This is a genomic window from Pseudoalteromonas luteoviolacea H33-S (assembly GCF_001625695.1).
Classification (GTDB): domain Bacteria; phylum Pseudomonadota; class Gammaproteobacteria; order Enterobacterales; family Alteromonadaceae; genus Pseudoalteromonas; species Pseudoalteromonas luteoviolacea_B.
Window position 1 is genome coordinate 57741 of record NZ_AUXY01000071.1, and the last position, 23020, is coordinate 80760.

Annotated in this window: 19 protein-coding genes; 10 read left to right on the forward strand and 9 right to left on the reverse strand. The window is 43.5% G+C overall.

Annotated features, from left to right (window positions below):
- Positions 1-35 precede the first annotated feature (35 nt).
- Positions 36-680: a CPBP family intramembrane glutamic endopeptidase gene (locus N477_RS11875; RefSeq protein WP_063362183.1), complete on the reverse strand. Its 645-nt coding sequence runs from the start codon at positions 678-680 to the stop codon at positions 36-38.
- A 125-nt stretch (positions 681-805) separates the two neighbouring features.
- Positions 806-1417: an inner membrane-spanning protein YciB gene (locus tag N477_RS11880; RefSeq protein WP_063362182.1), complete on the reverse strand. Its 612-nt coding sequence runs from the start codon at positions 1415-1417 to the stop codon at positions 806-808.
- A gap of 122 nt (positions 1418-1539) precedes the next feature.
- Between N477_RS11880 and N477_RS11885 the strand changes: the two genes are divergently transcribed.
- Positions 1540-1815, forward strand: a complete 276-nt coding sequence (locus N477_RS11885) for an HU family DNA-binding protein (RefSeq protein WP_039607871.1) — start codon at positions 1540-1542, stop codon at positions 1813-1815.
- 6 nt (positions 1816-1821) lie between these two features.
- Here N477_RS11885 and trpA read toward each other — a convergent pair whose 3' ends face one another.
- The 6 genes from trpA to N477_RS11915 are packed head-to-tail and all read right to left on the reverse strand — an operon-like array spanning position 1822 to position 8341.
- Positions 1822-2628, reverse strand: coding sequence for a tryptophan synthase subunit alpha (gene trpA / locus N477_RS11890; protein WP_063362181.1), 807 nt, complete (start codon positions 2626-2628; stop codon positions 1822-1824).
- On the reverse strand, positions 2625-3806 hold the full coding sequence (trpB, locus tag N477_RS11895; protein WP_063362180.1) for a tryptophan synthase subunit beta: 1182 nt from the start codon (positions 3804-3806) through the stop codon (positions 2625-2627). The genes trpA and trpB overlap by 4 nt, the downstream gene beginning before the upstream one ends.
- A 10-nt stretch (positions 3807-3816) precedes the next feature.
- A complete protein-coding gene (gene trpCF / locus N477_RS11900; RefSeq protein ID WP_063362179.1) occupies positions 3817-5181 on the reverse strand; it encodes a bifunctional indole-3-glycerol-phosphate synthase TrpC/phosphoribosylanthranilate isomerase TrpF in 1365 nt (454 codons plus the stop codon).
- Positions 5174-6178 carry an anthranilate phosphoribosyltransferase gene (gene trpD, locus N477_RS11905; protein WP_063362178.1) on the reverse strand — a complete coding sequence of 335 codons (1005 nt, stop codon included), beginning with the start codon at positions 6176-6178 and terminating at the stop codon, positions 5174-5176. Before trpD ends, trpCF begins: the two co-directional genes overlap by 8 nt.
- An 8-nt stretch (positions 6179-6186) precedes the next feature.
- A complete protein-coding gene (locus tag N477_RS11910; protein WP_063362177.1) occupies positions 6187-6771 on the reverse strand; it encodes an aminodeoxychorismate/anthranilate synthase component II in 585 nt (194 codons plus the stop codon).
- Positions 6761-8341, reverse strand: a complete 1581-nt coding sequence (locus tag N477_RS11915) for an anthranilate synthase component 1 (RefSeq protein ID WP_063362176.1) — start codon at positions 8339-8341, stop codon at positions 6761-6763. The genes N477_RS11910 and N477_RS11915 overlap by 11 nt, the downstream gene beginning before the upstream one ends.
- 502 nt (positions 8342-8843) lie before the next feature.
- Between N477_RS11915 and rnm the strand changes: the two genes are divergently transcribed.
- The 5 genes from rnm to rluB are packed head-to-tail and all read left to right on the forward strand — an operon-like array spanning position 8844 to position 12618.
- The gene (gene rnm, locus N477_RS11920; protein ID WP_063362175.1) at positions 8844-9692 is read left to right on the forward strand and encodes an RNase RNM; all 849 of its coding nucleotides are present in this window, start codon (positions 8844-8846) and stop codon (positions 9690-9692) included.
- A gap of 1 nt (position 9693) precedes the next feature.
- Positions 9694-10314: an L-threonylcarbamoyladenylate synthase gene (locus N477_RS11925; protein ID WP_063362174.1), complete on the forward strand. Its 621-nt coding sequence runs from the start codon at positions 9694-9696 to the stop codon at positions 10312-10314.
- A gap of 3 nt (positions 10315-10317) precedes the next feature.
- Entirely contained in the window at positions 10318-11118 is an 801-nt protein-coding gene (locus N477_RS11930) for a segregation and condensation protein A (RefSeq protein WP_063362173.1), read from the forward strand.
- A gap of 55 nt (positions 11119-11173) precedes the next feature.
- Positions 11174-11761, forward strand: coding sequence for an SMC-Scp complex subunit ScpB (gene scpB, locus N477_RS11935; RefSeq protein ID WP_063362172.1), 588 nt, complete (start codon positions 11174-11176; stop codon positions 11759-11761).
- Positions 11758-12618, forward strand: coding sequence for a 23S rRNA pseudouridine(2605) synthase RluB (gene rluB, locus N477_RS11940; RefSeq protein ID WP_039607882.1), 861 nt, complete (start codon positions 11758-11760; stop codon positions 12616-12618). The genes scpB and rluB overlap by 4 nt, the downstream gene beginning before the upstream one ends.
- A gap of 62 nt (positions 12619-12680) precedes the next feature.
- Here the strand turns inward: rluB and N477_RS11945 are convergent, their stop codons facing one another.
- The gene (locus N477_RS11945; protein ID WP_063362171.1) at positions 12681-13424 is read right to left on the reverse strand and encodes a YciK family oxidoreductase; all 744 of its coding nucleotides are present in this window, start codon (positions 13422-13424) and stop codon (positions 12681-12683) included.
- Between the two features lie 252 nt (positions 13425-13676).
- Here N477_RS11945 and N477_RS11950 point away from each other — a divergent pair, with 252 nt between their 5' ends.
- The 4 genes from N477_RS11950 (at position 13677) to N477_RS11965 (ending at position 23018) form a co-directional block, all read left to right on the forward strand.
- The gene (locus N477_RS11950) at positions 13677-16130 is read left to right on the forward strand and encodes a VolA/Pla-1 family phospholipase (RefSeq protein ID WP_063362170.1); all 2454 of its coding nucleotides are present in this window, start codon (positions 13677-13679) and stop codon (positions 16128-16130) included.
- A 170-nt stretch (positions 16131-16300) separates the two neighbouring features.
- The gene (gene sohB, locus N477_RS11955) at positions 16301-17305 is read left to right on the forward strand and encodes a protease SohB (protein ID WP_063362169.1); all 1005 of its coding nucleotides are present in this window, start codon (positions 16301-16303) and stop codon (positions 17303-17305) included.
- Between the two features lie 374 nt (positions 17306-17679).
- The gene (locus N477_RS11960) at positions 17680-20952 is read left to right on the forward strand and encodes a WD40/YVTN/BNR-like repeat-containing protein (RefSeq protein ID WP_063362235.1); all 3273 of its coding nucleotides are present in this window, start codon (positions 17680-17682) and stop codon (positions 20950-20952) included.
- 194 nt (positions 20953-21146) lie between these two features.
- On the forward strand, positions 21147-23018 hold the full coding sequence (locus N477_RS11965) for a TonB-dependent receptor plug domain-containing protein (protein WP_063362168.1): 1872 nt from the start codon (positions 21147-21149) through the stop codon (positions 23016-23018).
- Positions 23019-23020 lie beyond the last annotated feature (2 nt).

The following is a 23020-nucleotide window of genomic DNA, read 5'->3' on the forward strand; positions in this document are numbered from 1 at the left end:
TTGATACATAAGTTGTGGGGCGCTTGCCCCACAATTTATGTAAATGTCACACCTGCATCTAGATACTTTCCTGCGCCAATTGTAAATATCCATAATCCCCACAAACTATGTTCTAGCACACACACGGCTAAAGAACGGCTGTGTGCATAGGTATACGCAAATAACAATCCGCCCATAAATGATAAAATGATGGCCATCCAGTTATCGTATACACAGTGTGCGAGTGCAAACACACTGGCACTGAGCACAACCCTTACGGTTTTACTTGGTAAAATTCGTTTGTAGCGGTGGAAAAAGTAGCTTCTAAAAATAAGTTCTTGCGGCAGGACTGATAAAATAGGGTAAGCAATTAACAGCACTAACCAGTCAAACGTTGAGTTAATGGGCAGTGCAAACCAACTTTCCTGACTTATCAGCCCATACAGCATGCCAGAGAATAGAGCGCCGATAAAAAACATCGAAAATAACCGTTTTTTTATGGCTGAGAATTGCCCAAGGCTGGTGAGTCTGAATCGTTTAAAATGCGGATCAGAAATGAGTAGGTAAGTGCACACTACCATTAAAGTGATCAATGCAGGGAAGAGCCAATTAGCAAGCTCTGCACGAAATAGATAAGCGATACAAGGAAGAAAAATAAAAACAGAGAATAGCTCAAACCATCTATATTGATGCGCGTTCAAAAGACCACCATACTGAAAATCTGCCCTGCATAAAATATAGCAAGCATCATCATTTTGGCTGGAACTTTTACAGAGTTATTTTCTTACCTGTAAAGCTTGTTTTCGTAATGGTATCAATGTTGAATTTATTCGTCTTCTGGGAGGTATTTAGATACCTTGGCAATGGTTAACATAACGGCGATAAAAGTGATTGCCATTAAACCAAAGACCTTAAAATTAACCCAAAAATCGAGTGAAAAAGTATAAGCCACAATTAAGTTTAAAATCGCGATAACAAAAAAGAGTGCTGACCATGCGAGGTTAAGTTGTGCAAAGAGCGTTTCAGGGATAGGGAGCTCTTCGGCTTTTTGTCGTTTTGGTACTTTATTGTCGCTTTGCTCTGCATGCTGCATTTGTTTCATTGCGCTATTGAGGGTGCCGAGCAAGGCTTTTTTAGTCAGGTTTTTCCCTAACATGTGGTGTGATACTAAAAGTGTGCTGCCCAGAGCAGCGTATATTATAGTGGCTTTCCACATGATAAACTGTTCGTCTTGGAATAGTATTGTCAATCCGCCGAGTAATAAAGCAATGGCAAAGAAAATCCAATGCCTTTGAGAGATCGCGCCCTCCTTAAAATATTGCCATGCCATCTGTATTAAAGATGCGACAATTAATACGCCCGTAGCCCAAAAAATATCCATAAATTTATAGACGAGAAAAAATAGGATCAGGGGTAAATACTCAACGATAAATGCCATTTAAAACCTCGCGTTACCATACCTCTATTGCGTTTTACCAAGTTATGACAATAAGTTCAAGATTGACTTTTAGCTGCTAAACTTCTAGCCTCCGCACACCTTAAAAATAATTTGAGAACTCAATGAATAAGAGTGAATTAGTTTCAGCGATGTCTGAGCGCAACGAACTGACTAAAAAGGATTCAAAAGCCGCTTTAGACAGCATTTTAAATGCCATTACAAAACGATTGTCTGAGGGCGACCCTGTTGCTTTGTCTGGTTTTGGCTCGTTGACGCTAAGCTACCATCCCGCTAAGCCTGGGAGAAACCCTAAAACAGGGGAAGAAATTATCATAGAAGGTCAAAATAAAGTGTTATTTAAACCAGCTAAGGCATTTAAAGATGCCCTAGCTGATTAAGTAGGCTTACTTCGCTGTTGCAGCCTTCATGGTTGCAACAAACTCACGTAAACGCTCGCACATCAGTGCCGGCTCACTCAAATTATCTTCAATAATTTTCACGACCGCTGAACCTGAGATTGCACCCGCTGCGCCTGACTTTATGGCAGCTTGCACATGCTCCGGTGCCGAGATACCAAAGCCTAGTAAAGTAGGCGCTGCATTGTACTCATGTAGCTTATTGATCATGGTATCTGCAGGCATTTCCGCTTTAGTTTCTGTGCCTGTAACCCCTGAACGTGATAATAGGTAAGTGTATCCTCGGCCATAGCTTGCACATTGACGAAGCGTATCATCGCTGGCATTGGGTGTTGCGATGAAGATCGGCTCAACCTCAGCTTGCTGTGCAGCCTGTCTGAACATTTTTGACTCATGTAGAGGCACGTCAGCCACTAAGATAGAGTCAACTCCCGCATCTTTTGCCTGCTGATAAAAGTTTTCCAGACCTTGTGCAAAGATTAAGTTTGAATACAGTAACAGACCAATAGGAATGTCTGCATTGTATTCTCTGATCTCGCGAATGATATCAAAACAATCTTGTGTATTGATTTTACTTTCAAGTGCACGGATATTCGCTGCTTGAATGACAGGGCCATCAGCAATTGGGTCTGAGAATGGGATCCCAAGCTCTAGTGCGTCAGCACCACCGTCGATCAAGCTTTTCACGATATCAATACTGATCTCTTTTGTCGGATCACCTAAAGTAACAAATGGCACAAATGCACCTTCTCTTGCGTCGTTTAGGCGTGTAAATAAGTTGCTGTAACGGCTCATAGTGCACCTCGCTCGTTCAATACGTTGTGTACATGGGCAAGATCTTTGTCACCACGGCCACTTAGGTTTACGACAATAACGGTTTCTTCAGTTTGTTGCTCTGCGTACTTTAATGCATACGCAATCGCATGGCTTGACTCAAGGGCAGGAATAATCCCTTCATGTTTTGCCAGTGCTTGGAAGGCGTCAAGTGCTTCGGTATCGGTGATCCCAACGTATTGAGCACGACCTGTTTTATGTAAGTAGGCGTGCTGAGGACCAACAGCAGGGTAATCAAGACCAGCAGAAACAGAATATGACTCTTCAATTTGTCCATCACTGTCTTGCATTATGTAGGTATAAGCACCGTGTAAAATACCTGTGCTACCTTTACACAGTGCTGCACCGTGCTCGTCAGTATCAAGGCCTTTACCAGCTGGCTCAATCCCTACGAGTTTGACTTCTTTTTCATCGATGAAATCTGCAAACATACCAATTGCATTAGAGCCACCGCCAACACACGCCATCACAACATCGGGTAGGCGGCCTTCAGCTTCAAGCACTTGCTGCTTAGCTTCTTCACCGATCATACGTTGGAAGTCACGAACAATGGTCGGGAACGGGTGAGGGCCTGCGGCTGTGCCTAATAGGTAGTGTGCTGTCTTATAGTTTGCAGACCAATCACGCATTGCTTCATTGACGGCGTCTTTTAGCGTACCAGAACCTGCTGTAACAGGAATAACTTCAGCACCCATTAAGCGCATTCTGAACACATTAGGCTGCTGACGTTCAACATCTTTTGCACCCATATAAACTCGACATTTCAAGCCCAGTAGTGCACAAGCTAGCGCTGTTGCTACGCCATGTTGTCCAGCACCTGTTTCAGCGATGACTTCTTTTTTACCCATGCGCTTAGTAAGTAGTGCTTGACCTAATACTTGGTTGGTTTTGTGTGCACCGCCGTGTAGTAAGTCTTCACGCTTTAAGTACAGTTTAACTTTTGGGTTTTTAACTAGGTTGCGAGAAAGCGTCAACGGTGTTGGACGGCCCGCGTATTCGTTTAGTAGTGCATAGAACTCAGATTTGAAGCTTTCATCTTGCTGTGCTTTTTCAAATTCATGTTCAAGTTGTTTTAGTGCTGGTACGAGTAATTCTGGGACGTACATGCCACCAAAATCACCAAAATATCCTGTATTCATTCTATCCACCTCAGTATTTTCGAATATTGTTAAAAGCATCGCGTAATTTTTCCGGACACTTTTTACCGGGGCTCGTCTCCACCCCTGAATTAAGATCAAAGCCTGCCGCACCTAAATAGGAAGCGTCTTTTACATTGTCTGCGTTAAGACCGCCTGCAAGCATAAATGGTTTTTTTGCACTTTTAAGTAGTTGCCAGTTGAAAACTTTTCCAGTTCCGCCAAATGCTGAAGCTGTTTTTGTGTCATATAGGTGTTTGTCTACTTCATCAAAAGGCACAGGAAATTCATCTACAATGCCTTGTGCTTTCCAAATTTGGCAATTGACAGGTAGCTGTTTACGCAGGCTACTGATGAAGTCTTGTGACTCATGACCATGAAGTTGTACCACGCTTAGTCTCAGGCTTTGCGCATATTCCACAATTTGCTCAAGAGGCGCATCTACAAAAACACCAACATATTTTAAAGGTGCACTGTCTACGACTGCACGAGCGCAATCAAAGTCGACAAAACGTGGTGATTTTGGATAGAAAATTAAGCCACCATAAACGGCGCCAGCTTGGTAAGCGGCAAGGGCATCGTCAACACGGGTTAATCCACACACCTTGTTTTCACCTAAAATCAGCTTACGACAGGCGCCTTCTAGGTCATCTTCAGCCATCAAAGAACTACCAACTAAGAAGCCGTTACACTGTGCGGTTAAGCGTTTAACGTCGCTATGTGTATAAATTCCTGATTCAGAGATAACGGTTTTGTCACTTGGGATCAGTTTTCTTAATTGTTCCGTTGTCGCTAGATCAGTGCTGAGATCTCTCAAGTTACGGTTGTTGATCCCAATCAGTTTGGCGTCAAGCTTAAGCGCTCGGTGCACTTCTTCTTCATTGCTGACCTCAGTCAGCACCGCCATATTGAGCGAGTGGGCAAGTGTTGCTAGCTTTTCATATGTTTCATCATCCAACACCGACAGCATCAATAAGATAGCATCGCCACCTTTTAAGCGCGCGAGGTATACTTGGTATTCATCAATGAAAAAGTCTTTACAGATCAGCGGCTGCTCAACCTTGCTGCGCACGTAGCTTAGGTAATCAAAACTGCCTTGGAAGTACTTAGCATCCGTTAAAACACTGATACAGGTTGCGTACTTAGCGTATACCGAGGTTATTTCATCTAAGTCAAAGTTATCTCTGATCAGACCCTTTGAAGGCGATGCTTTTTTACACTCTAAAATAAACTGAATGCCGGGTTTTGACATCTCACCATAAAAGTCTCGTTCGCTGGGTTGAACTAAAGATTGAAACTCACTCAAAGGGAAAGCTTTTTTACGCTCGACTAATTCAACTTTTTTGTCATCAACAATTTTTTCTAACACATTAGCCATGACTGACCTCCGAAATGGCTTGAAGCGTTTCAACACATTTGCCAGACGCCAGCACATCTAGTACTTGTTGTGTACCTGCTTTTAGCGTGTCTGCTCTGCCTGACATCACAAGTAACGCACTGACATTGGCTGCAATTGCGGCATTGTGTGCTGGCTTGCCTTTGCCAGCTAAGATATCACGGGTTGCTTGAGCATTATATTCAGGGGTATCACCGGCAATATCTTCAAGCGCGTAATTATCTAAACCAAAGTCAGCTGGCGTCAGCGTGTATTCAGTAATTTCACCATTTTTAAGTTCGGTGACTTGGGTTGTGCCATGCAATGCGATTTCATCACATCCTGCACCATGGACAACCATCGCACGCTCTGTTCCCAGCATTTTTAATGTTTCTGCCATTGGGCGGCAAAGTGCTGGATCATATACACCAAGCAGTTGTAGCTGCGGTTTTGCAGGGTTTGCAAGCGGGCCTAAAATATTAAACAAGGTACGCGTTTTTAGTTGTGTGCGCACTGGCATCGCGTGTTTAACACCACTGTGATAGAGCGGGGCAAATAAAAATGCAAAGTTGGTTTTCTCTAAGCAATTTGCACCTTGCTCAGGGCTCATCTCAAGATTGATGCCCAAAGTACGCAGTAAATCTGCAGAACCAGATTTGCTAGAAACACTGCGGTTACCATGTTTTACCATTGGAATACCGCACGCTGCTGCGACAATGGCTGCAGTTGTACTGACGTTAATGGTATTAGTACCATCACCACCTGTGCCGCAACTATCAGCGCAGTTTAAACCGCGGTTATCAAAAGCGACGGCATGGTCACGCATGGCTTTTGCGGCACCTGCAATCTCTGCTGCGGTTTCACCTTTTATCTTGAGTGCCACCAATGCTGCGGTGAGCTCTATTTCAGATAACTCGCCTTTCATAACTAGTCCAAACAACTCTGTTGCTTGCTCAAAGCTTAGAGATTGCTGATCAATCAGCTGATTTAAACTTTCCATGTTGCCTCCTAACAGGTTAAATAATCGATGCTTTGCTTAAGCAGCTTGGCACCGTCTGGCGTTAAAATTGATTCAGGGTGGAATTGATAACCAATCACTTTGTCAGTGGTATGGTAAACCGCCATTGGAATATCTTGATATTTAGCGATGATTTTTAAACACTCAGGTACGCTTGTCGCCATTAATGAGTGATATCTTGCGACAGGAAACTGTTTACCAAGACCTGCAAAAACAGGGTGCTCTTCCACATCAATACGTGATGATTTACCATGGACCGTCTCGCCAGCATGGCCGATGGTACCACCATAGCTTTGTGTTAATGCCTGTTGACCAAGACAAATGCCTAACATAGGAAATTTGCCTTTACAGAGCTCAATCAAATCGAGTAGGCAGCCCGCTTCGCTAGGTTTCCCAGGACCAGGAGATAATACCAATACTACTGGTACGGTTTCATTACACATTTTGTCGTAGATAGTGCTTGCATCGATATGGTTACGATAAACCACTAACTCACTGCCAAGCTGTGACAGTTCATCAACAAGGTTGTAGCTGAATGAATCAAAGTTATCTAAAAAGTATACTTTAGGCGTCATGACCCACTCCTTGATAGCTAGATTGAATGGCTTTGATCACTGCACTGGCTTTGGCTTTTGTTTCATCGGCTTCGGCTTGAGGATCTGAGTCGTAAACAACGCCAGCGCCTGCTTGAACATAGGCTGTGTCATTTTTTACGAATGCTGAGCGAATGACAATACATGTATCCATTGCGCCATCACCTGTCAAATAACCAACCGCACCACCGTAGCTGCCGCGACGCTGCTTTTCAATGTCTCTGACAAGCTGTGCTGCTTTTACTTTGGGTGCGCCCACAAGTGTACCCATATTCATACATGCTTGATAAGCATGCAAAGCATCAAGGTCAGGTTTTAGCTGACCAACGACTCGAGAGACCAAGTGCATGACTTGTGAGTAGCGGTCTACTTTAAGCAATTCTTTAGCATGACGAGTTCCAGGTACACTTATCCGTGCAACATCGTTACGTGCTAAGTCGACGAGCATTAAATGCTCTGCACGTTCTTTTTTATCGTCACGTAACTCTAGTTCGATGCGACTATCTAAATCAGGATTAATGGAGCCGTCTGCAAATTTTCCGCGAGGACGCGTGCCTGCAATTGGGTATACTTCGACTTGATTACTGTCTTGGCAGTACTTTAAGGCTGACTCAGGAGAGGCACCAAATAGCACAAACTTCTCGTCTCGCATATAAAACATATATGGACTAGGGTTTTGCTTTTTCAAATGCTTATAAGCGGCAAGTGGCTTTGCACAAGGTAGCGAAAATGTGCGAGATGGTACAACTTGGAAAATATCGCCATCAACGATGTTTTTCTTCAGTTGTACGACCTGATCTTTAAAGACATCATCACTGATATCAATACTCACATCATGTGTCGCTTGCTCTGGCTGCTCTTTATATGTTTCATACCCATCGCATTGACGATTGAGCTCTTCAAGCTGTTTACCAACCTCAAAGCAATTAGCATGGACATCTGGACCATTGAATACATTGCCAATTAGCTCAGTGGTTTTAGCTTGGTGATCGATCATAACTAAGGTTTCTGCTAAATAGAAAACATAGTCAGGACAATCATTTTTACCATCTGGTACGTCAGGCAATGTTTCAAAATTGGCGACCATATCATAGGCAAATACTCCGCCTAAAAAGACGGAAAATGGCGTATCTGAGTTACTTTTAATTGAATTAATACAGGTGCGTAGTGCGCTAAATGCGTTGTCCGCTTTTAGTTTACTGTATTCATCCAGTGATAAGTCTTGAGCATCATATGTTAGCGTCAGTACAGCATATTCTTTAACAACTGTGCAGTTACTTACTTGCTCTGCTAAGTAATTAAGTAATTGCTCGCCATTATTTGAAAGGGCACGTACTTTCACTTCAAGGCCGTTGCACTCTATACGTAGTGCAGCGTCCGCTAAAATGATGCTCTTTACATTGTCTTTTGAGTCTATTTCCGCAGACTCTAACAACAGTGTGTTGGGTTTATTGAGGGCCGCGTATAATGACAAAGGGCTTTCGATATAATCGCGCCGCTGCCTTATACTCGTCACCTCACCCGGTGTTGTAGTTATATGACTAAAAATCAAACCTCATTCCTCTTTAGTACAAAAAACCCCCCGAAGTATTTTTACTTGCGGGGGGTGTGTAATTAGTTACAACAATGCCTTCCCGCTAATTCAGGCACCACCACCAAGATTTTGTAGATGAATTGTTGCAAAAATTGTTAATCACTATAAAAAATCCATAAAAAAACCCGCGGACTCAGCGCGGGTTTAAAAGTTGTTAGACACAACGAATCACACCCGCAATTACGAGCGCCACCACCAAACGATTTTTGTTTTTTGTGTTAGATTCATTTGTAAAGTTTTCGTTATGTCAATTTAAGTGCCTACAGTAAACCCTACTCAGGTGTAAACTGTCAAGCACTAATATCAAAAAATAAACAATCGTCCGTTATTCATTTCAATAATACGATTTTTGGCCTAGTAAAAATGGCTAAATTCCCACTGTTTTGAGAGAGGAAATAAAAGCGCACTCGTACTGACGGGCATGGTATACTGCGCTCATTTAGTTTTTAAGGGGAAAATTTTGATTAAATATGACTTACACAGTCATAGCACTTTTTCTGATGGGCGTTTAGCAGTACCTGAGCTTATTGAGCGGGCAACAGAAAAAGGCGTTGATGTACTGGCATTAACTGACCATGACACGGTGGCGGGTGTATCCGTTGCGCGTGACTATATTGCAGAAAAAAACTTAGCATTAGAATTGATTTCAGGCGTTGAGATTTCTACTAAGTGGGAAAGTTTTGAAATTCATATCGTTGGTTTAAATATTGACATCAATGATGCGAATCTGCAGGCATTATTGAAACAGCAGCAGCAAAAACGCCGTGAACGAGCCAAAGAAATTGGTGCTCGCCTTGAAAAAAGAGGCTACGAAGGTATTTATGCACAGGCCTTAGAGTTGGCACAAGGTGCAGAGATAACCCGTGCTCATTTTGCTAAGGCGCTGGTGGAGCGCGGTGTGGCAAAAAATATTCAGGGTGTATTTAAAAAGTTTTTAGCGCGCAATAAGACCGGCTATGTGCCCAGTGTTTGGTGCTCTATGCAAGAAGCCATAGAAGCCATACAAGGGGCGGGCGGCGTTGCGGTATTGGCTCACCCTGGGCGTTATCAGATGTCCAATAAATGGCTGCGAAAATTACTGGATGAATTCACCGGTGCTGGTGGTAAAGCGATGGAGGTTGCTCAGCCGCAACAAGCGCCAAGTGAAAGACAATTTCTTGGTCAGCTATCGCAAGAATATAATTTATTAGCCAGCCAAGGTTCTGATTTTCATTACCCTATGAGCTGGTTAGATTTAGGAAGAAATCTATACTTACCAAAAGATTGCCAAGGTGTATGGCAGTTTTGGGGAGCCACAGAGGAATGTTAGCATGAGTCAATTTTTTCATATTCACCCAGATAATCCGCAAGCCAGATTGATCCGTCAAGCGGTCGAAATCATCCAAAAAGGCGGAGTGGTTGTGTATCCAACTGACTCGGGGTATGCGATCGGGTGTAGTTTAGGAAACAAGCAGGCAAAAGAGCGCATTGAGCGTATTCGTGGGATCGAAAAGCATCACAACTTCACACTAATGTGTCGCGATCTATCCGAATTATCGACTTATGCGCGTGTTGATAATCAAATGTTTCGTTTGATAAAAAATAATACGCCGGGACCGTATACCTTCATTTTAAAGGGCACCAAAGAGGTCCCTAAAAGATTGATAAACGACAAGAAAAAAACCATAGGTATTCGCGTCACTGAGCATCCAATCACCTGCGCGATTTTAGAAGAGCTCAATGAACCGTTAATGTCTTGCTCGCTTATTTTACCTGGCGAGCAGTTTACAGAGTCTGATCCGGACGATATTCGCATGCAACTTGAAAAGCATGTTGACCTTATTGTCCATGGTGGTTATTTAATTGAACAAGCAACCACAGTGATTGATATGTCTGAAGATAATGTCGAAATTTTACGTCATGGATGTGGCGATCCCACGCCATTTGAATAATTCATGACAGAAGTTTCTAGTAAAACACCCCCTCTGGCTTTTTTAAACGGGGAAGCCGTATTAGAAAAGCCAGAAGATCTATATATTCCACCAGATGCCTTACAGGTGATCCTAGAAAGCTTTGAAGGGCCACTGGATTTATTGTTATATCTGATAAAGCGTCACAAGTTAGACATCTTGGAGCTCCCAATACTGAGCATTACTCAGCAATACGTGCAATATGTTGAGATGATGCAAGAACTGCAATTGGAGCTTGCTGGTGAGTACTTGGTGATGGCTGCTTTATTGGCACAGATTAAGTCTCGTTTGTTACTCCCTAAGCATGAAGAACTCGAAGAAGAGGAAGACCCTCGTGCAGAGCTGGTAAGACGCTTACAAGAGTATGAGCAGTTTAAAGTGGCTGCGGAAAACTTGGATAAAATCCCCCGTGTTGAGCGGGATATATTCATTGCACGTGCACTCATTGAAGACAATGAGCAAGATGACGATTCATTACCTGATGTGGATTTAAAAGAGCTATTACTGGCGATGAGTGAAGTGATGGCCAGAGCTAAGCAATTTGAGCATCATCAGGTGAGTGCAGAAGCCCTCTCAACCCGCGAACGAATGTCGATGATCTTACAATACTTGAGTGAGCATACAGAGCCTGTTGAGTTCAGTCGGCTATTTAGTGTTCAAGAAGGTAGAAGCGGTGTCGTGGTGACATTCATCGCTATGCTTGAGCTGCTTAAAGAGCAATTAATCTCGATTGTTCAAATCAAGCTCGAGCGTGCAATTTATTTGTCATTAAAGCTACAAGAGTAGTGCCAGCTCTGTCATAATACCGCGCCTTCTACTAGCCTTATGAAGAAATAGTGACATGAAACGCCGAGTCAGTGATGAACAACTTGTCGAGTTGGTTGAAGCTGCGATTTTTGTAGCAGATAAACCATTATCGAAAAAGCATATGAAAGAGACTGTGCTGCAAGATATTCATGTTTCTGATCAGCGTATAGGGCAAGCGATAGAAACGATTTTTGAGCACTACCAAACACGTGGTGTAAGACTTGTTGAAGTTGGAACCGGATATCGCTTTCAAGCATGTCCAAGTTTAAGCCCTTGGCTTAATATGCTTTGGCAAGAAAAAGCTCCTAAGTATTCTCGGGCAACTTTGGAAACGTTAGCGCTTATCGCGTATCGTCAGCCAATTACTCGAGGGGAAATCGAACAAGTTCGTGGGGTGACTGTCAGTTCTAACATTATGAAAAGCTTGTTAGAGCGACAATGGATAAAGGTTGTTGGACACAAAGAAGTGCCGGGTAAGCCTGCACTGTATGCGACGACCAAGTTATTTTTAGATTACTTCTCATTGAACGGTCTGGATGGGTTACCAAAACTACCAGAGCTGCAAACTGAGAAGCTAGATCAGATGTTAAATGATCCTTCTGTGAGAGAACCATCAGAATGAGTGAAAAGCTACAAAAAGTATTAGCGCGTGCGGGCGTTGGCTCGCGCCGTGAAATGGAAAAATACATTGACTCAAACCGTGTCAGTGTTGACGGTAAAGTTGCTAAGTTAGGCGATAGAGTCGAAGAAAATGCGGTGATCCGAGTGGATGGCCATGTGGTTAAGATTGAGCAAAAAGAAGAGCGTATTTGCCGCGTATTAATGTATCACAAGCCTGAAGGCGAGCTGTGTACGCGCAAAGATCCTGAAGGCCGCCGAACAGTATTTGACAGATTACCGCGTTTGGAAGGCGATCGTTGGATTGCAATCGGTCGATTAGATATCAATACATCAGGTTTATTATTATTTACCAATGATGGTGAGTTGGCTAACCGTTTAATGCACCCTAAATACGAAGTAGAACGAGAGTATTCTGTACGCGTATTTGGTGAGGTTACGAATCAAACCTTGAAAACACTTTCACAAGGTGTTGAGTTAGAAGATGGTCCTGCTAAGTTCCTATCAATTAAGCCGCGTGGTGGTGAAGGGATCAATAAGTGGTTTAATGTAACGCTAACAGAAGGTCGTAACCGCGAAGTACGTCGTTTATGGCAATCACAAGAGGTTGAAGTATCACGCTTGATCCGTGTGCGTTACGGTAAGTTAGAACTGAATAAACGTTTACCACAAGGCGGCTGGGAAGAATTGGCGCTAGAAGACGTGAACTACTTGAGAAAGTCAGTGAGCCTGAGACCTGAGACACAAACTAAGTTATCTGTGATGCCTGAAAAGCGCAAAGATAAGCGTGCTAAGGTGAATCGTATCAGAAAGGCTGTACACAAGCATAATCAACGTTTGAAGCAAACTAAGCGTCGATAATGGTAAGTGTATTAAAAAAGGGCCGATTGGCCCTTTTTTAGTTTTAGCGCAACTATAAATACTTATTTAGGCTGTGCATCAATCGATTGGCCGTTCACTTCTAATGAGTCATCTGACATCAAGTATAAATAAGTTGGCATCAAATCTTCCGCTGTTTTTAGCTTGTCTCTGTCTTCACCAGGGAAAGCGGCTTCGCGCATGCTTGTACGGGTTGCACCTGGATTGATACAGTTGACGCGAATATTGGTTTTACCCACTTCACAAGCCCATGTTTGCATCATGCCTTCAGTGGCAAATTTTGAGATTGCGTAGGCTCCCCAAAACTCGCGCCCTTGGCGTCCCACACCTGAAGAAGTAAAAATAATAGAGGCACTGGGAGCTTTGCGCATAACAGGGAACAAGAAGCGTGTGATCATCGCCTGTGCAGTTACATTGACTTTCATGACGTTTTCAAAGGTCGATACGCAGAAATGCTCTAGCGGTCCCATAGTGCCTAAAATCGCTGCATTATTAAGTAGGCCGTCTAACTTACCAAATTGTTGTTCAATCGTAGAAGCTAGATCTCGGTAGTGTTGTTTAGTTGCGCCTTTAAGGTCCAATGGCACAATAGCTGGCTGTGGATAACCGGCATTGATGATTTCATCATAAACCGCTTCTAGTTTGCTGGTAGTTTTCCCTAACAAAATCACAGTGGCGCCATGCTTGGCATAGTTGATAGCGGCAATACGACCGATACCATCACCCGCACCTGTGACCAAAATCACTTTATTTTCTAGTGCATTACTAGCTGCATTATATGTTTGCATATTGGACCTCGAACAAATACATTTGCTATATTTTATCATAGTCATGACGCAAGTTATCGAATTTATTGCAAATATGAGTGGCGAAAGGCTACACTTTGCGTTAAGTTAAACTGGTCTAATGTCTTATTAAAAGCAAAATTACATAGTTTTAACGAATTATTCTCGGCAGCTTATTTATGCTTACATTCTTGAGGCAAGGGTGGGCACTGGCCGAGGTAACAATAATAATAAAATTATGTCGGAGCCAATACAATGAAGAAACTGTTACTACCACTCGCTGTTTCAGCTGCATTAGCAGGCTGTGGTGGCGGTGAAACGCTAGAAGATGTAAAGCAAGACACCAAACCTGTAACGCCAGTTGCATCGGTTAAATTTGACCCCTCAAATGGTGTTATTTCCGTACCTAATGATATTCTCTTTAGTGGTACACAAGATGGTACGCTCAATATTCCTGGTGAGTTAGATGGCGACTCTAAGCCACTGTTATCTCGTTCGGGTTATGCTGATCCTTCTCTAGCACTTGGTGGTTTAGACGGTTGGTCTACACAAATGCCTTATCAAATTGGTTTGAATACACCGACGGGTGTGACAATTGATGCGGCGACAGTGGCAGCGCCAGGCGCAGTTCGTATATTCGAAGTCGTTATGGGTGATGATGCGCAAACTGAGGCATGTCAAAACTTGAGCCCTGCGTTAGCTTGCCGCGTAGTGAGTGAGTTGACATTTGGTCCAACTGGCGATTTTGTTTCACAGCTGAGTGAAGATGGCCAAAACATCAATGTTATTCCTGTTAAACCGTTTAAGTCGAATACGACCTATATCACGGTACTAACAAGCAACATCAAAGACACCATTGATGGCGGCAGAAGTTTAACGCCTTCATCAACATATACTCTGCTTCGTCAAGAAGCGCCGCTAGTAACAGATGCGCAAAAATCTCTGCAAGCAGTTATTCGTAGCTATGAGCAAGCACTTGTCTCAAGTGAATCCATTAGCGCGGATGAAATCGTCTATACAGCTGCAATGACGACGCAAGCGACAGGTCCTGTTGTAGGCACAATCAAGCAGTTGCTTGCGTCAACATTTGGCACTGCTAAACAGCCGGTTGTAGCAGTACCTGATCAAGACTTTATGTCAGTTGCTGATAAATTTACTGAGTTAGGTTTAGCTGGTGCACTACCACCTGAATTACTGCAAGCAGCTGGCGGTATTCGTTATTTGACAGGTAATATCCAATTACCGCAATATTTAAGCCGTCCTAAAAATGGCGAAGATGCCGCGCTGGCTGATACATATTGGCAGGCCTTGTGTGACAACGGCGTTGCCGTTGCAGCGGCGAAAGCACAAGCTGGTGGTCAGTTACCTGAACCAGAAGCAGGCACAGTTGATGCGCAGTGTAATGCACTCTCAGGTGGTCAATTACGAGACCTAGGTATTGATGCACAAAAATTTGTATCTAAATACAATGTAATCCCTAAAGAGCAGTGGGTTGCTAATGTGCCTGTACAAATCACGTTCCCGCTGTCACAAGCGCCAGAAACAGGCTACCCTGTTGTCATCATGCAACATGGTATCACCAGCAAAAAAGAAGACATGCTTAGCTTGACGTTAGCACTGTCTCAGGCTGGTTTTGCAACTGTGGCGATAGACCACCCAATGCACGGTGAGCGCGGTATTGACGTAGACGGTGATGGTGTAGACGAGTTTAATGCGACGACTAAGAGCGTGTTACATTACATGAACCTTCAGTCACTGCTAGTTGCTCGTGATAACCTTCGTCAATCAACGGCGGATTTACTTGCATTAAGATTTGGTCTAAATGCAATTAATGCCTTCTCTCAAGTGCCTCTAAACTTTAATACCAATGATGTTAGCTTTGTTGGTCAGTCGTTGGGTTCAGTCGTAGCGCCAAGCTTTATTGCGCATGCAAACTTACCAATTGAAAATGAGTTGCTAAAAGCAGCAGAGCCTCTGTTTAAAGTAGGGCCAGCGGCACTTTCTAGCGGTGGTGCTGGTATTGCAAACTTCTTAGTTGAATCTGCATCGTTTGGACCTGTTGTAAAAACAGCTGTTGTGCAAGGCGCATCTGATCTTGCTGTGTCTAAAAAGTTTGTAAGTTACCTTCAAGAAGGAGCAGTTGCTGATTGTGGTACGTTTGCTGGCAGCGCAAGTGCATTTGCGGCATGTGCGTATAACACGTTTGTTGCAAACCTAGAAGCTGAAGGTGATTTAGCATCAATTGCGGCCATCAATGGCACCGTTGATCAGTTTGCTTATGCATCACAAACCGTGTTGGATACCGCAGATCCACTTAACTATGCACCACTTGTACGTGCGGTAAATACACCTATGTACATGAGTGTTGTCGTTGGCGGTGAAGGCGAAAACAAGGGTGATCAAGTGATCCCAGCGACAACGCTGCCGCGTAACCCGCTAGGTGGTAGTACACCACTTGCTGTGCTGATGGGGTTAGAGACTGCGACAGAGTCTAAACAGTCAACAGATGGTACAGCAGGTCGTTACGTTGTGAACTTCTCACAGGGCCACCATAGCTCAATGTTAACGCCATCGTTTGATGCACGCACTGGCGGAACCGCTCAGGGTCATGCACAGGCAACAGCAGAGATGCAGAGACAAGTAGCGACTTATTTGGCCTCTAAAGGTTTGATCTTACCAATTACAGATACGACCGTTATTGCTAAGTAATGCATATGAACATCAAAAAGCCGCTGGATAGCGGCTTTTTTTATGCCTTTCATTTGTTCTAAATGAGACTAGTTATCAAGGTTTCATTGCAATGTCGCACTTTTTAAGACAAGATTAACGTCAGATAATTTGAATTAAACACACAATAGACAAGGGTTTGGGAGATAGCATTGGCATTTTTGTTTGAATATGGCTTATTTTTGGCTAAAGCAGTGACAATCGTAATTGCTGTAGGTGCCATTATTGTATTAGTTGTTGGTGCAAGCCAAAAACCAAAAAGTAAATCAGGTGAAATTGAGGTTAAAGATTTATCTGCTCAATTAGCAGAAACCAAAGAAGAGTTTCTACATCAAACACTAGATAAAAAAGCGCTGAAAGCACACCTTAAAGCCAGTAAAAAAGAGTCTGAAGAGAAGCCGGAAAAAAAGACGTTTGTTGTTGATTTTTTGGGCAGTATTGATGCGAACGAAGTGGCAAGCTTACGCGAAGAAGTGACAGCAATTCTAACCATTGCGAACAAAGAAAAAGATCAGGTGTTGGTCAATGTAGAAAGCGGTGGTGGTGTTGTTCATGGCTACGGCTTAGCGGCGTCTCAATTAAATCGTATTAAACAGGCTGGTTTACCGCTCACCATTAGCGTAGACAAAGTCGCTGCGAGTGGCGGCTATATGATGGCGTGTGTGGCGGATAAAATTGTCGCGGCACCTTTTGCTATCGTCGGCTCCATTGGAGTACTTGCTCAAATCCCTAACTTCAATAAAATTTTGAAGAAAAATGATGTTGAATTTGAGCAAATCACTGCCGGAGAATACAAGCGTACGTTAACCATGTTTGGTGAAAATACTGAGCAAGGCCGTAACAAGTTTAAAGGCGAAGTCGAACATACACATACTTTGTTTAAACAGTTTGTCGCTGAGCATCGACCTCATATGGACATTGATAAAGTGGCGACAGGTGAGCATTGGTTTGCAATGCATGCGAAAGAGTTTGATCTTGTTGATGAAATCAAAACCAGTGATGACCTGTTATTAGAGTTAAATGAATCGCATCAACTTTACAAAGTAAAGTATAAGACCAAAAAGGCGCTTGCTGAGCGTTTTGGCCTTGGCTTAAGCGTGGTTGCAGAAAAGTTTGGTATTAAAATGTTGTCTCGTATCCAAACAAGTAACTTATAATTGTTAATTGAAAGTGAGCCCGAGAAAGTAGATTACAACTTGTTTGGGCTCAATATCTGAATTGCTTTTTAATACCTTACTATCCTACCCGAATTACTGCTCATTACACATTGACTAGCCACAACTATTATTTGTTACAGGTTTAACTCTGTATAAATAATAAGTTTTTCTGCTTTTTTCTCGCTAGCGAACAAACGCTTCCATTCCATTTTACTTCGTACTTAAGGGTGAAGGTGCGTTTCACTTTTACACAAAATGTTACAATATAACTTTAGACTCTATTTTCTGTAATCTCAGCGTTTATTTACATACTAATAGCATCTTTTAAGTTAGTGTTGATGTTGAAAAAAACAAAAACCAACATCGGTGGGAAAATGAATGCACTATTAAAAGCAGCAGTTGCTGTATCTTTAGCATGTGCCAGTTCAAATACGCTGGCCGCTAAATCTGATGAAGAAAAAGCCATCTTTAGCAGTAAAACCTTCGAGGCAATGAAACTGCGAAATATTGGCCCTGCATATATGTCAGGACGTATTGCGGATATTGAAGTGGACCAAAACAATCCGTCCACTTGGTACACAGCAGTGGGTTCTGGTGGTATCTGGAAAACGGTTAATGCGGGAACAACTTGGACACCTATTTTTGATAAACAGGCCGTTTATTCGACAGGAGATGTGACCATAGATCCGAGCAATTCGGATATCATTTGGGTAGGTACTGGCGAAAACAATGGCGGTCGCCATATCAGCTTTGGTGACGGTGTTTATAAGTCAATGGATGGCGGTAAAACATGGAAAAACATGGGCTTGAAAAAGTCTGAACGTATTTCTGACATCATCATTCATCCAACAGACTCAAACACAGTTTGGGTTTCAGCACAGGGTCCGCTTTGGACAGATGGCGGCGAGCGCGGCCTATATAAAACCACGGATGGCGGTGAAACTTGGAAATTGGTATTAAAGCCAGAAGATGAGTGGACTGGTGTGACATCGCTGCTGATTGACCCAAGAAACCCAAATAAATTATATGCAGCAACTTGGTCTCGACAAAGAAAAATTGAGGCTTACGTTGGTACGGGCCCAGGCTCTGGTATTCATACCTCTGATGATGGCGGCGAGACTTGGACAGAGCTTAAAACTGGCTTGCCAAAAGGCAATATGGGTAAAATAGGTTTAGCCATTTCTCCTATCAATCCTGATGTTGTTTATGCCGCGGTTGAAATTGATAATCGTAAAGGTGGTCTTTATCGTTCTGCCAACCGTGGTCAGAGCTGGACTAAGATGTCTGATGAAGTAGGTGGCGGTACCGGTCCCCACTATTATCAAGAAATCTTTGCAGATAAGCATCAATTTGACCGTATATACATTGCCAGTAACTACAGTAAAGTCTCTGACGATGGCGGTAAAACTTGGACGCCAATCAATACCAAGCGCAAGCACGTAGATGACCATGCTATGGCATTCCATCCAACCGATCCTGATTTTGTACTGATTGGTTCTGATGGCGGTATTTATATGTCACATGACCGTATGGCAAACTGGCGTTTCATGGCAAACTTGCCATTAACTCAATTCTATAAAGTCGCGCCGGATGATTCCAAACCATTCTATAAGGTTTACGGTGGTACACAGGATAACTCAACGCAAGGCGGCCCATCTAGAACTATGCGTTCAGAGGGGATCAAAAATAAAGATTGGTTCTTAACCTTGGGTGGAGACGGTCATCAGCCTGCAGTTGAGCCGGGCAACCCAGATATTATGTATTCTCAATGGCAGCAGGGTAACTTGACTCGTCATGATTTCAAAACGCGTGAGAATGTTTATATTAAACCTCAACCTTTGCCGGGCGATCCTGCTGAGCGTTTCAATTGGGATGCACCGGTAAATGTTTCTACTCACGATCCTAAGCGTGTGTACTTTGCATCACAGCGTGTGTGGCGATCTGATGACCGAGGTGATAGTTGGATGCCTATTTCCGGTGATTTGACTAAAAATGGTAACCGTATGCATACACCGATGATGGGCCGCACTTGGTCTGTTGAAGCCGGTTGGGATCTCTATGCAATGTCTGAGTACCATACGATTGCGAACTTCTCCGAAAGTCCGGTCGATGACAATATCTTATGGGCAGGTACTGACGATGGTCTAATTCAAGTCACCAGCGATGGCGGCAAGAATTGGAAAAAAATTGACCTCAAGCGTGTTAAAGGCGTGCCAGCTACCGCGTATGTGAATGATATTCGCGCGGACTTATTTGATCCGAATACCGTGTACGTCGCACTAGATAATCACAAGTATGGTGATTTTAAGCCATATCTGATCAAGTCAACGAACCTAGGTAAAACGTGGAAATCACTTGCAAAGGACTTACCAGAGAATCACTTAGTTTGGCGTATTGTCCAAGACCATGTGAACAAAGACCTGCTGTTTATTGGCACTGAGTTTGGTATTTTCTTCACTGTGGATGGTGGTAAAAAATGGATTGAACTCAACGGCGGTATTCCGACGATTTCCACACGCGATGTTAAAATACAGCGCCGTGAAAATGACTTAGTTGCGGGTACTTTCGGCCGCGGTATTTATATCCTTGATGATTATACACCGCTACGTACATTGACTGAAAAAGCCATGGAGCAAGACGCTATCTTGATGGGCCCTGGTCGTCCAGTTAAGTGGTATCAAGAAGATACAAATCACAGCCGTACGGACGGGGATGATCGCTATGTTGCGGATAACCCTGAGCATGGTGCGACATTAACTTACTTCCTAAAAGACAGTTTGTTAACAGCCAAAGAGCAACGTCAGCAAGCTGAGAAGAAGCTAGTCAAAGATGAGAAGTATCCCAAATACCCGACTTGGGAAGCGATTGAGAAAGAAAACCAAGAACCAAAGCCTGCTGTTTATCTTGAAATTCGTGATGCAGAGGGCAACTTTGTGGACCGTGTCGCTGGTAAAACAACCAAAGGTATACACCGTGTAACTTGGGATATGGAGTATGCGGCTAATCAGGCTATCACTGGCGAAAAAGCGTCTAGATGGGACCCGTTTGCCATGGCGCGTATGGTTATGCCTGGTACTTATACAGCTATTCTGTACAAGCGTGTAAAAGGTGAAGTATCTCAGCTGGCAACTCCTGTCGAATTTGAATTGCAAGCGATATCCGAAGGTGCTGTTTCAGGACCTACAGCAGAAGCCATTGCTGAGTTTAGCGAGCAACTAAAAAGCGTGCAAAGACGTTACTCGTCAACAGCGGCTGCGCTAAATGAAGCCACTAAGACACTGCAATCATTGCGTACAGCGATAGATCGCACACCTGGCAATATCAGTTCACTTGAGTCGGCATACGCACAAGCTCAGGCTGATATCAATGCTATCAATTTTGAACTAACAGGATTGAAATCACGTGACCGTAAAGGTGCAAAGCCAGCAAATATCTCTAGCCGCCTAGGTTATGCAATGTCTGCGCTGTGGTCTTCTTATGGTCCTACAAAGCAGCATCGTCAGCAGTTTGGCTATGCGCAGCAAGGTCTAGAAGATGTGATTAGACGCGTTTCTACCTTACAGGAAAAAACGATTCCGAGTCTGCAGCAATCAGTGATTGATGCGGGTGGGCCTTGGACTCGTGGCGCTGCTGTTGTGACAAAGTAGCGTTATTCAAATTATGGCGTCGCATGTCTTAGCGGCGCCATTTTGAATGCAAATGCTAAGCTTCACGTTGGCGACATTCGATGCGTGAATTTCTCGGACGACCACTCTTAGCTTTTTTAACAGTTAACAACGAAGATGTCCTGATGAGATAACGACAAGACCACATAACAAGTTAATTGAGTAGTTTATTAACGATGAAAACGATATTTTCTTTTTTGTGTGCCTGCGCCCCGTTCGTGGTGAGCGCACATGGTGAACAGTTTGAAGTGATTGAGGTGCTTGCACCAAAAGAATCACTGACAATTGCATCCGCGAATCATACCTCAGCTTATTTAGATGAGCGCTTTACCTTTTCTTTGAACCGAACCATTGCTGATCAATTGACCTCTTTATCAGGTGTTAGCTTGAATGGTCAAGGCGGTCAATTTCAAAGCTATGCTATTCGTGGCTTTAGCCGTGGCAGAATACGGACTGAAATTGATGGCATACCCATTATTACAGACAGGCGAGCTGGTAACTCAGCATCATTTATTGCCCCGTCTTTGCTTAACTTGGGCCACGTGATTAAAGGTCCTAGCTCTGCACTCTATGGCTCACAAGCAATGGGTGGTGTGGTCAGTCTAAGCTCTGAGATGTCAGATAAGACGCAAGTTGCAGGTTCAGTGCAAAGCCATAATCAAGGCGTTAACTTTTCCTTTAAACATCAAAAGGATGATTTTACCTCAGCCTTTGCCTACCAGCATGCCAATAATGATTCTGCCCCCAGTGGGGATGAGTTAAGTACTCAATTTGAGCGTGCCTCAGCTCTTGTGAGGTATAAAGTTCAACACCAAGGCTTTACAGCCACTTACTCTTGGCTACCCAGTTATGGCGAGAGTATTGGTAAAAGTAATGTCAAATATCCGACTCAGCAGCTAAGTGACTATCCTGAGGAGCTACATTCGTTGGCGCAGGTTCAGTTAAACGGTGACGAAAACTGGATGGCGAAGTTTTATCATCACTATCAAAACTGGGATAGCAGGACAGTGAGGTTTGAGCGTTATGGCGGGCTGAGTCAATACCAGGGACATACTCTGGGAGGTCAATGGCTACAGCATATTGACTTGATGGGCAATGAGAGCCATTGGGGGATAGATTGGCTATCACGTAAAGGTGTGAAAATTACCAGCGATTATTTAGTGGTGGATGAGTTTGCACTTAGCCCACTTGGTAATGAGATGAATGCCGATGAAGACAATCTCGCTTTGTATGGTAAAACTCATTGGCAATGGGGGCGCGTTGATTTTGATTTAGGGCTGAGATATGACTGGCTTAAGCAGCAAAGTGAGCAATCCGAAGATGCCACTGACGGCCGCTTAAATACCTCTTTTGCCGCTATGCTACCACTTTCAGATATTGTCGATCTTGGGCTTGATATTGGCACGGGCTTTCGATATCCAACACTCTCTGAGCGTTTGTTTTATGGTCAAACGCCAAGAGGACTTATTGTGGGTAATCAAGCATTGGACCCTGAAACCAGTGTTGGCAGTCAGTTATCTTTGCACTGGCACGTATCTGACGAGGTGAGTGTGTATGGTGCTGTTTATCATTATGACTTAGATAATTACATTGATCGCTATGAGACAGCGTCAGGTTATTTGACTTATCAAAACTTGAGTCATGCTCAAATCAGTGGCTTTGAAGCGGAGTTCAGGTGGTACGCCAGTGAATATTTTGAGCACATAGTGAGTTACCAGCAACAGTCCGGTGAGGATAATCATCAACAAAGGCTAGATGATTTGCATCCACGTAAACTGAGCTGGACCATGTTAGTACATTTCGACAATTGGTCGCTGTCAAACGCATACCGACATACTTTTGGTGCCGATGAAGTGGGTGGTTCTGAAATACAGCGGGACGCTTTTACTGTGTGGGATGTGTCAGTTGAGCATCAATTAACGGATAGACAAACTGTGTCCGTTGTGATTAATAACCTCACAGACGAAACCTATTATGGCAGTTTAGACGAAGATGCTGCTTTGCAGCCTGAGCGCAGCGTTAAATTATCAACAAGTATACAATTTTAAAG

Bases quoted from the DNA above. Each gene is read 5' to 3' on its own strand.
- N477_RS11880 (WP_063362182.1), bottom strand. From the start codon at position 1,417: ATGGCATTTATCGTTGAGTATTTACCCCTGATCCTATTTTTTCTCGTC.
- N477_RS11885 (WP_039607871.1), top strand. From the start codon at position 1,540: ATGAATAAGAGTGAATTAGTTTCAGCGATGTCTGAGCGCAACGAACTG.
- trpA (WP_063362181.1), bottom strand. From the start codon at position 2,628: ATGAGCCGTTACAGCAACTTATTTACACGCCTAAACGACGCAAGAGAA.
- trpB (WP_063362180.1), bottom strand. From the start codon at position 3,806: ATGAATACAGGATATTTTGGTGATTTTGGTGGCATGTACGTCCCAGAA.
- trpCF (WP_063362179.1), bottom strand. From the start codon at position 5,181: ATGGCTAATGTGTTAGAAAAAATTGTTGATGACAAAAAAGTTGAATTA.
- trpD (WP_063362178.1), bottom strand. From the start codon at position 6,178: ATGGAAAGTTTAAATCAGCTGATTGATCAGCAATCTCTAAGCTTTGAG.
- N477_RS11910 (WP_063362177.1), bottom strand. From the start codon at position 6,771: ATGACGCCTAAAGTATACTTTTTAGATAACTTTGATTCATTCAGCTAC.
- N477_RS11925 (WP_063362174.1), top strand. From the start codon at position 9,694: ATGAGTCAATTTTTTCATATTCACCCAGATAATCCGCAAGCCAGATTG.
- N477_RS11930 (WP_063362173.1), top strand. From the start codon at position 10,318: ATGACAGAAGTTTCTAGTAAAACACCCCCTCTGGCTTTTTTAAACGGG.
- scpB (WP_063362172.1), top strand. From the start codon at position 11,174: ATGAAACGCCGAGTCAGTGATGAACAACTTGTCGAGTTGGTTGAAGCT.
- rluB (WP_039607882.1), top strand. From the start codon at position 11,758: ATGAGTGAAAAGCTACAAAAAGTATTAGCGCGTGCGGGCGTTGGCTCG.
- N477_RS11945 (WP_063362171.1), bottom strand. From the start codon at position 13,424: ATGCAAACATATAATGCAGCTAGTAATGCACTAGAAAATAAAGTGATT.
- N477_RS11950 (WP_063362170.1), top strand. From the start codon at position 13,677: ATGAAGAAACTGTTACTACCACTCGCTGTTTCAGCTGCATTAGCAGGC.
- N477_RS11960 (WP_063362235.1), top strand. From the start codon at position 17,680: ATGAATGCACTATTAAAAGCAGCAGTTGCTGTATCTTTAGCATGTGCC.
- N477_RS11965 (WP_063362168.1), top strand. From the start codon at position 21,147: ATGAAAACGATATTTTCTTTTTTGTGTGCCTGCGCCCCGTTCGTGGTG.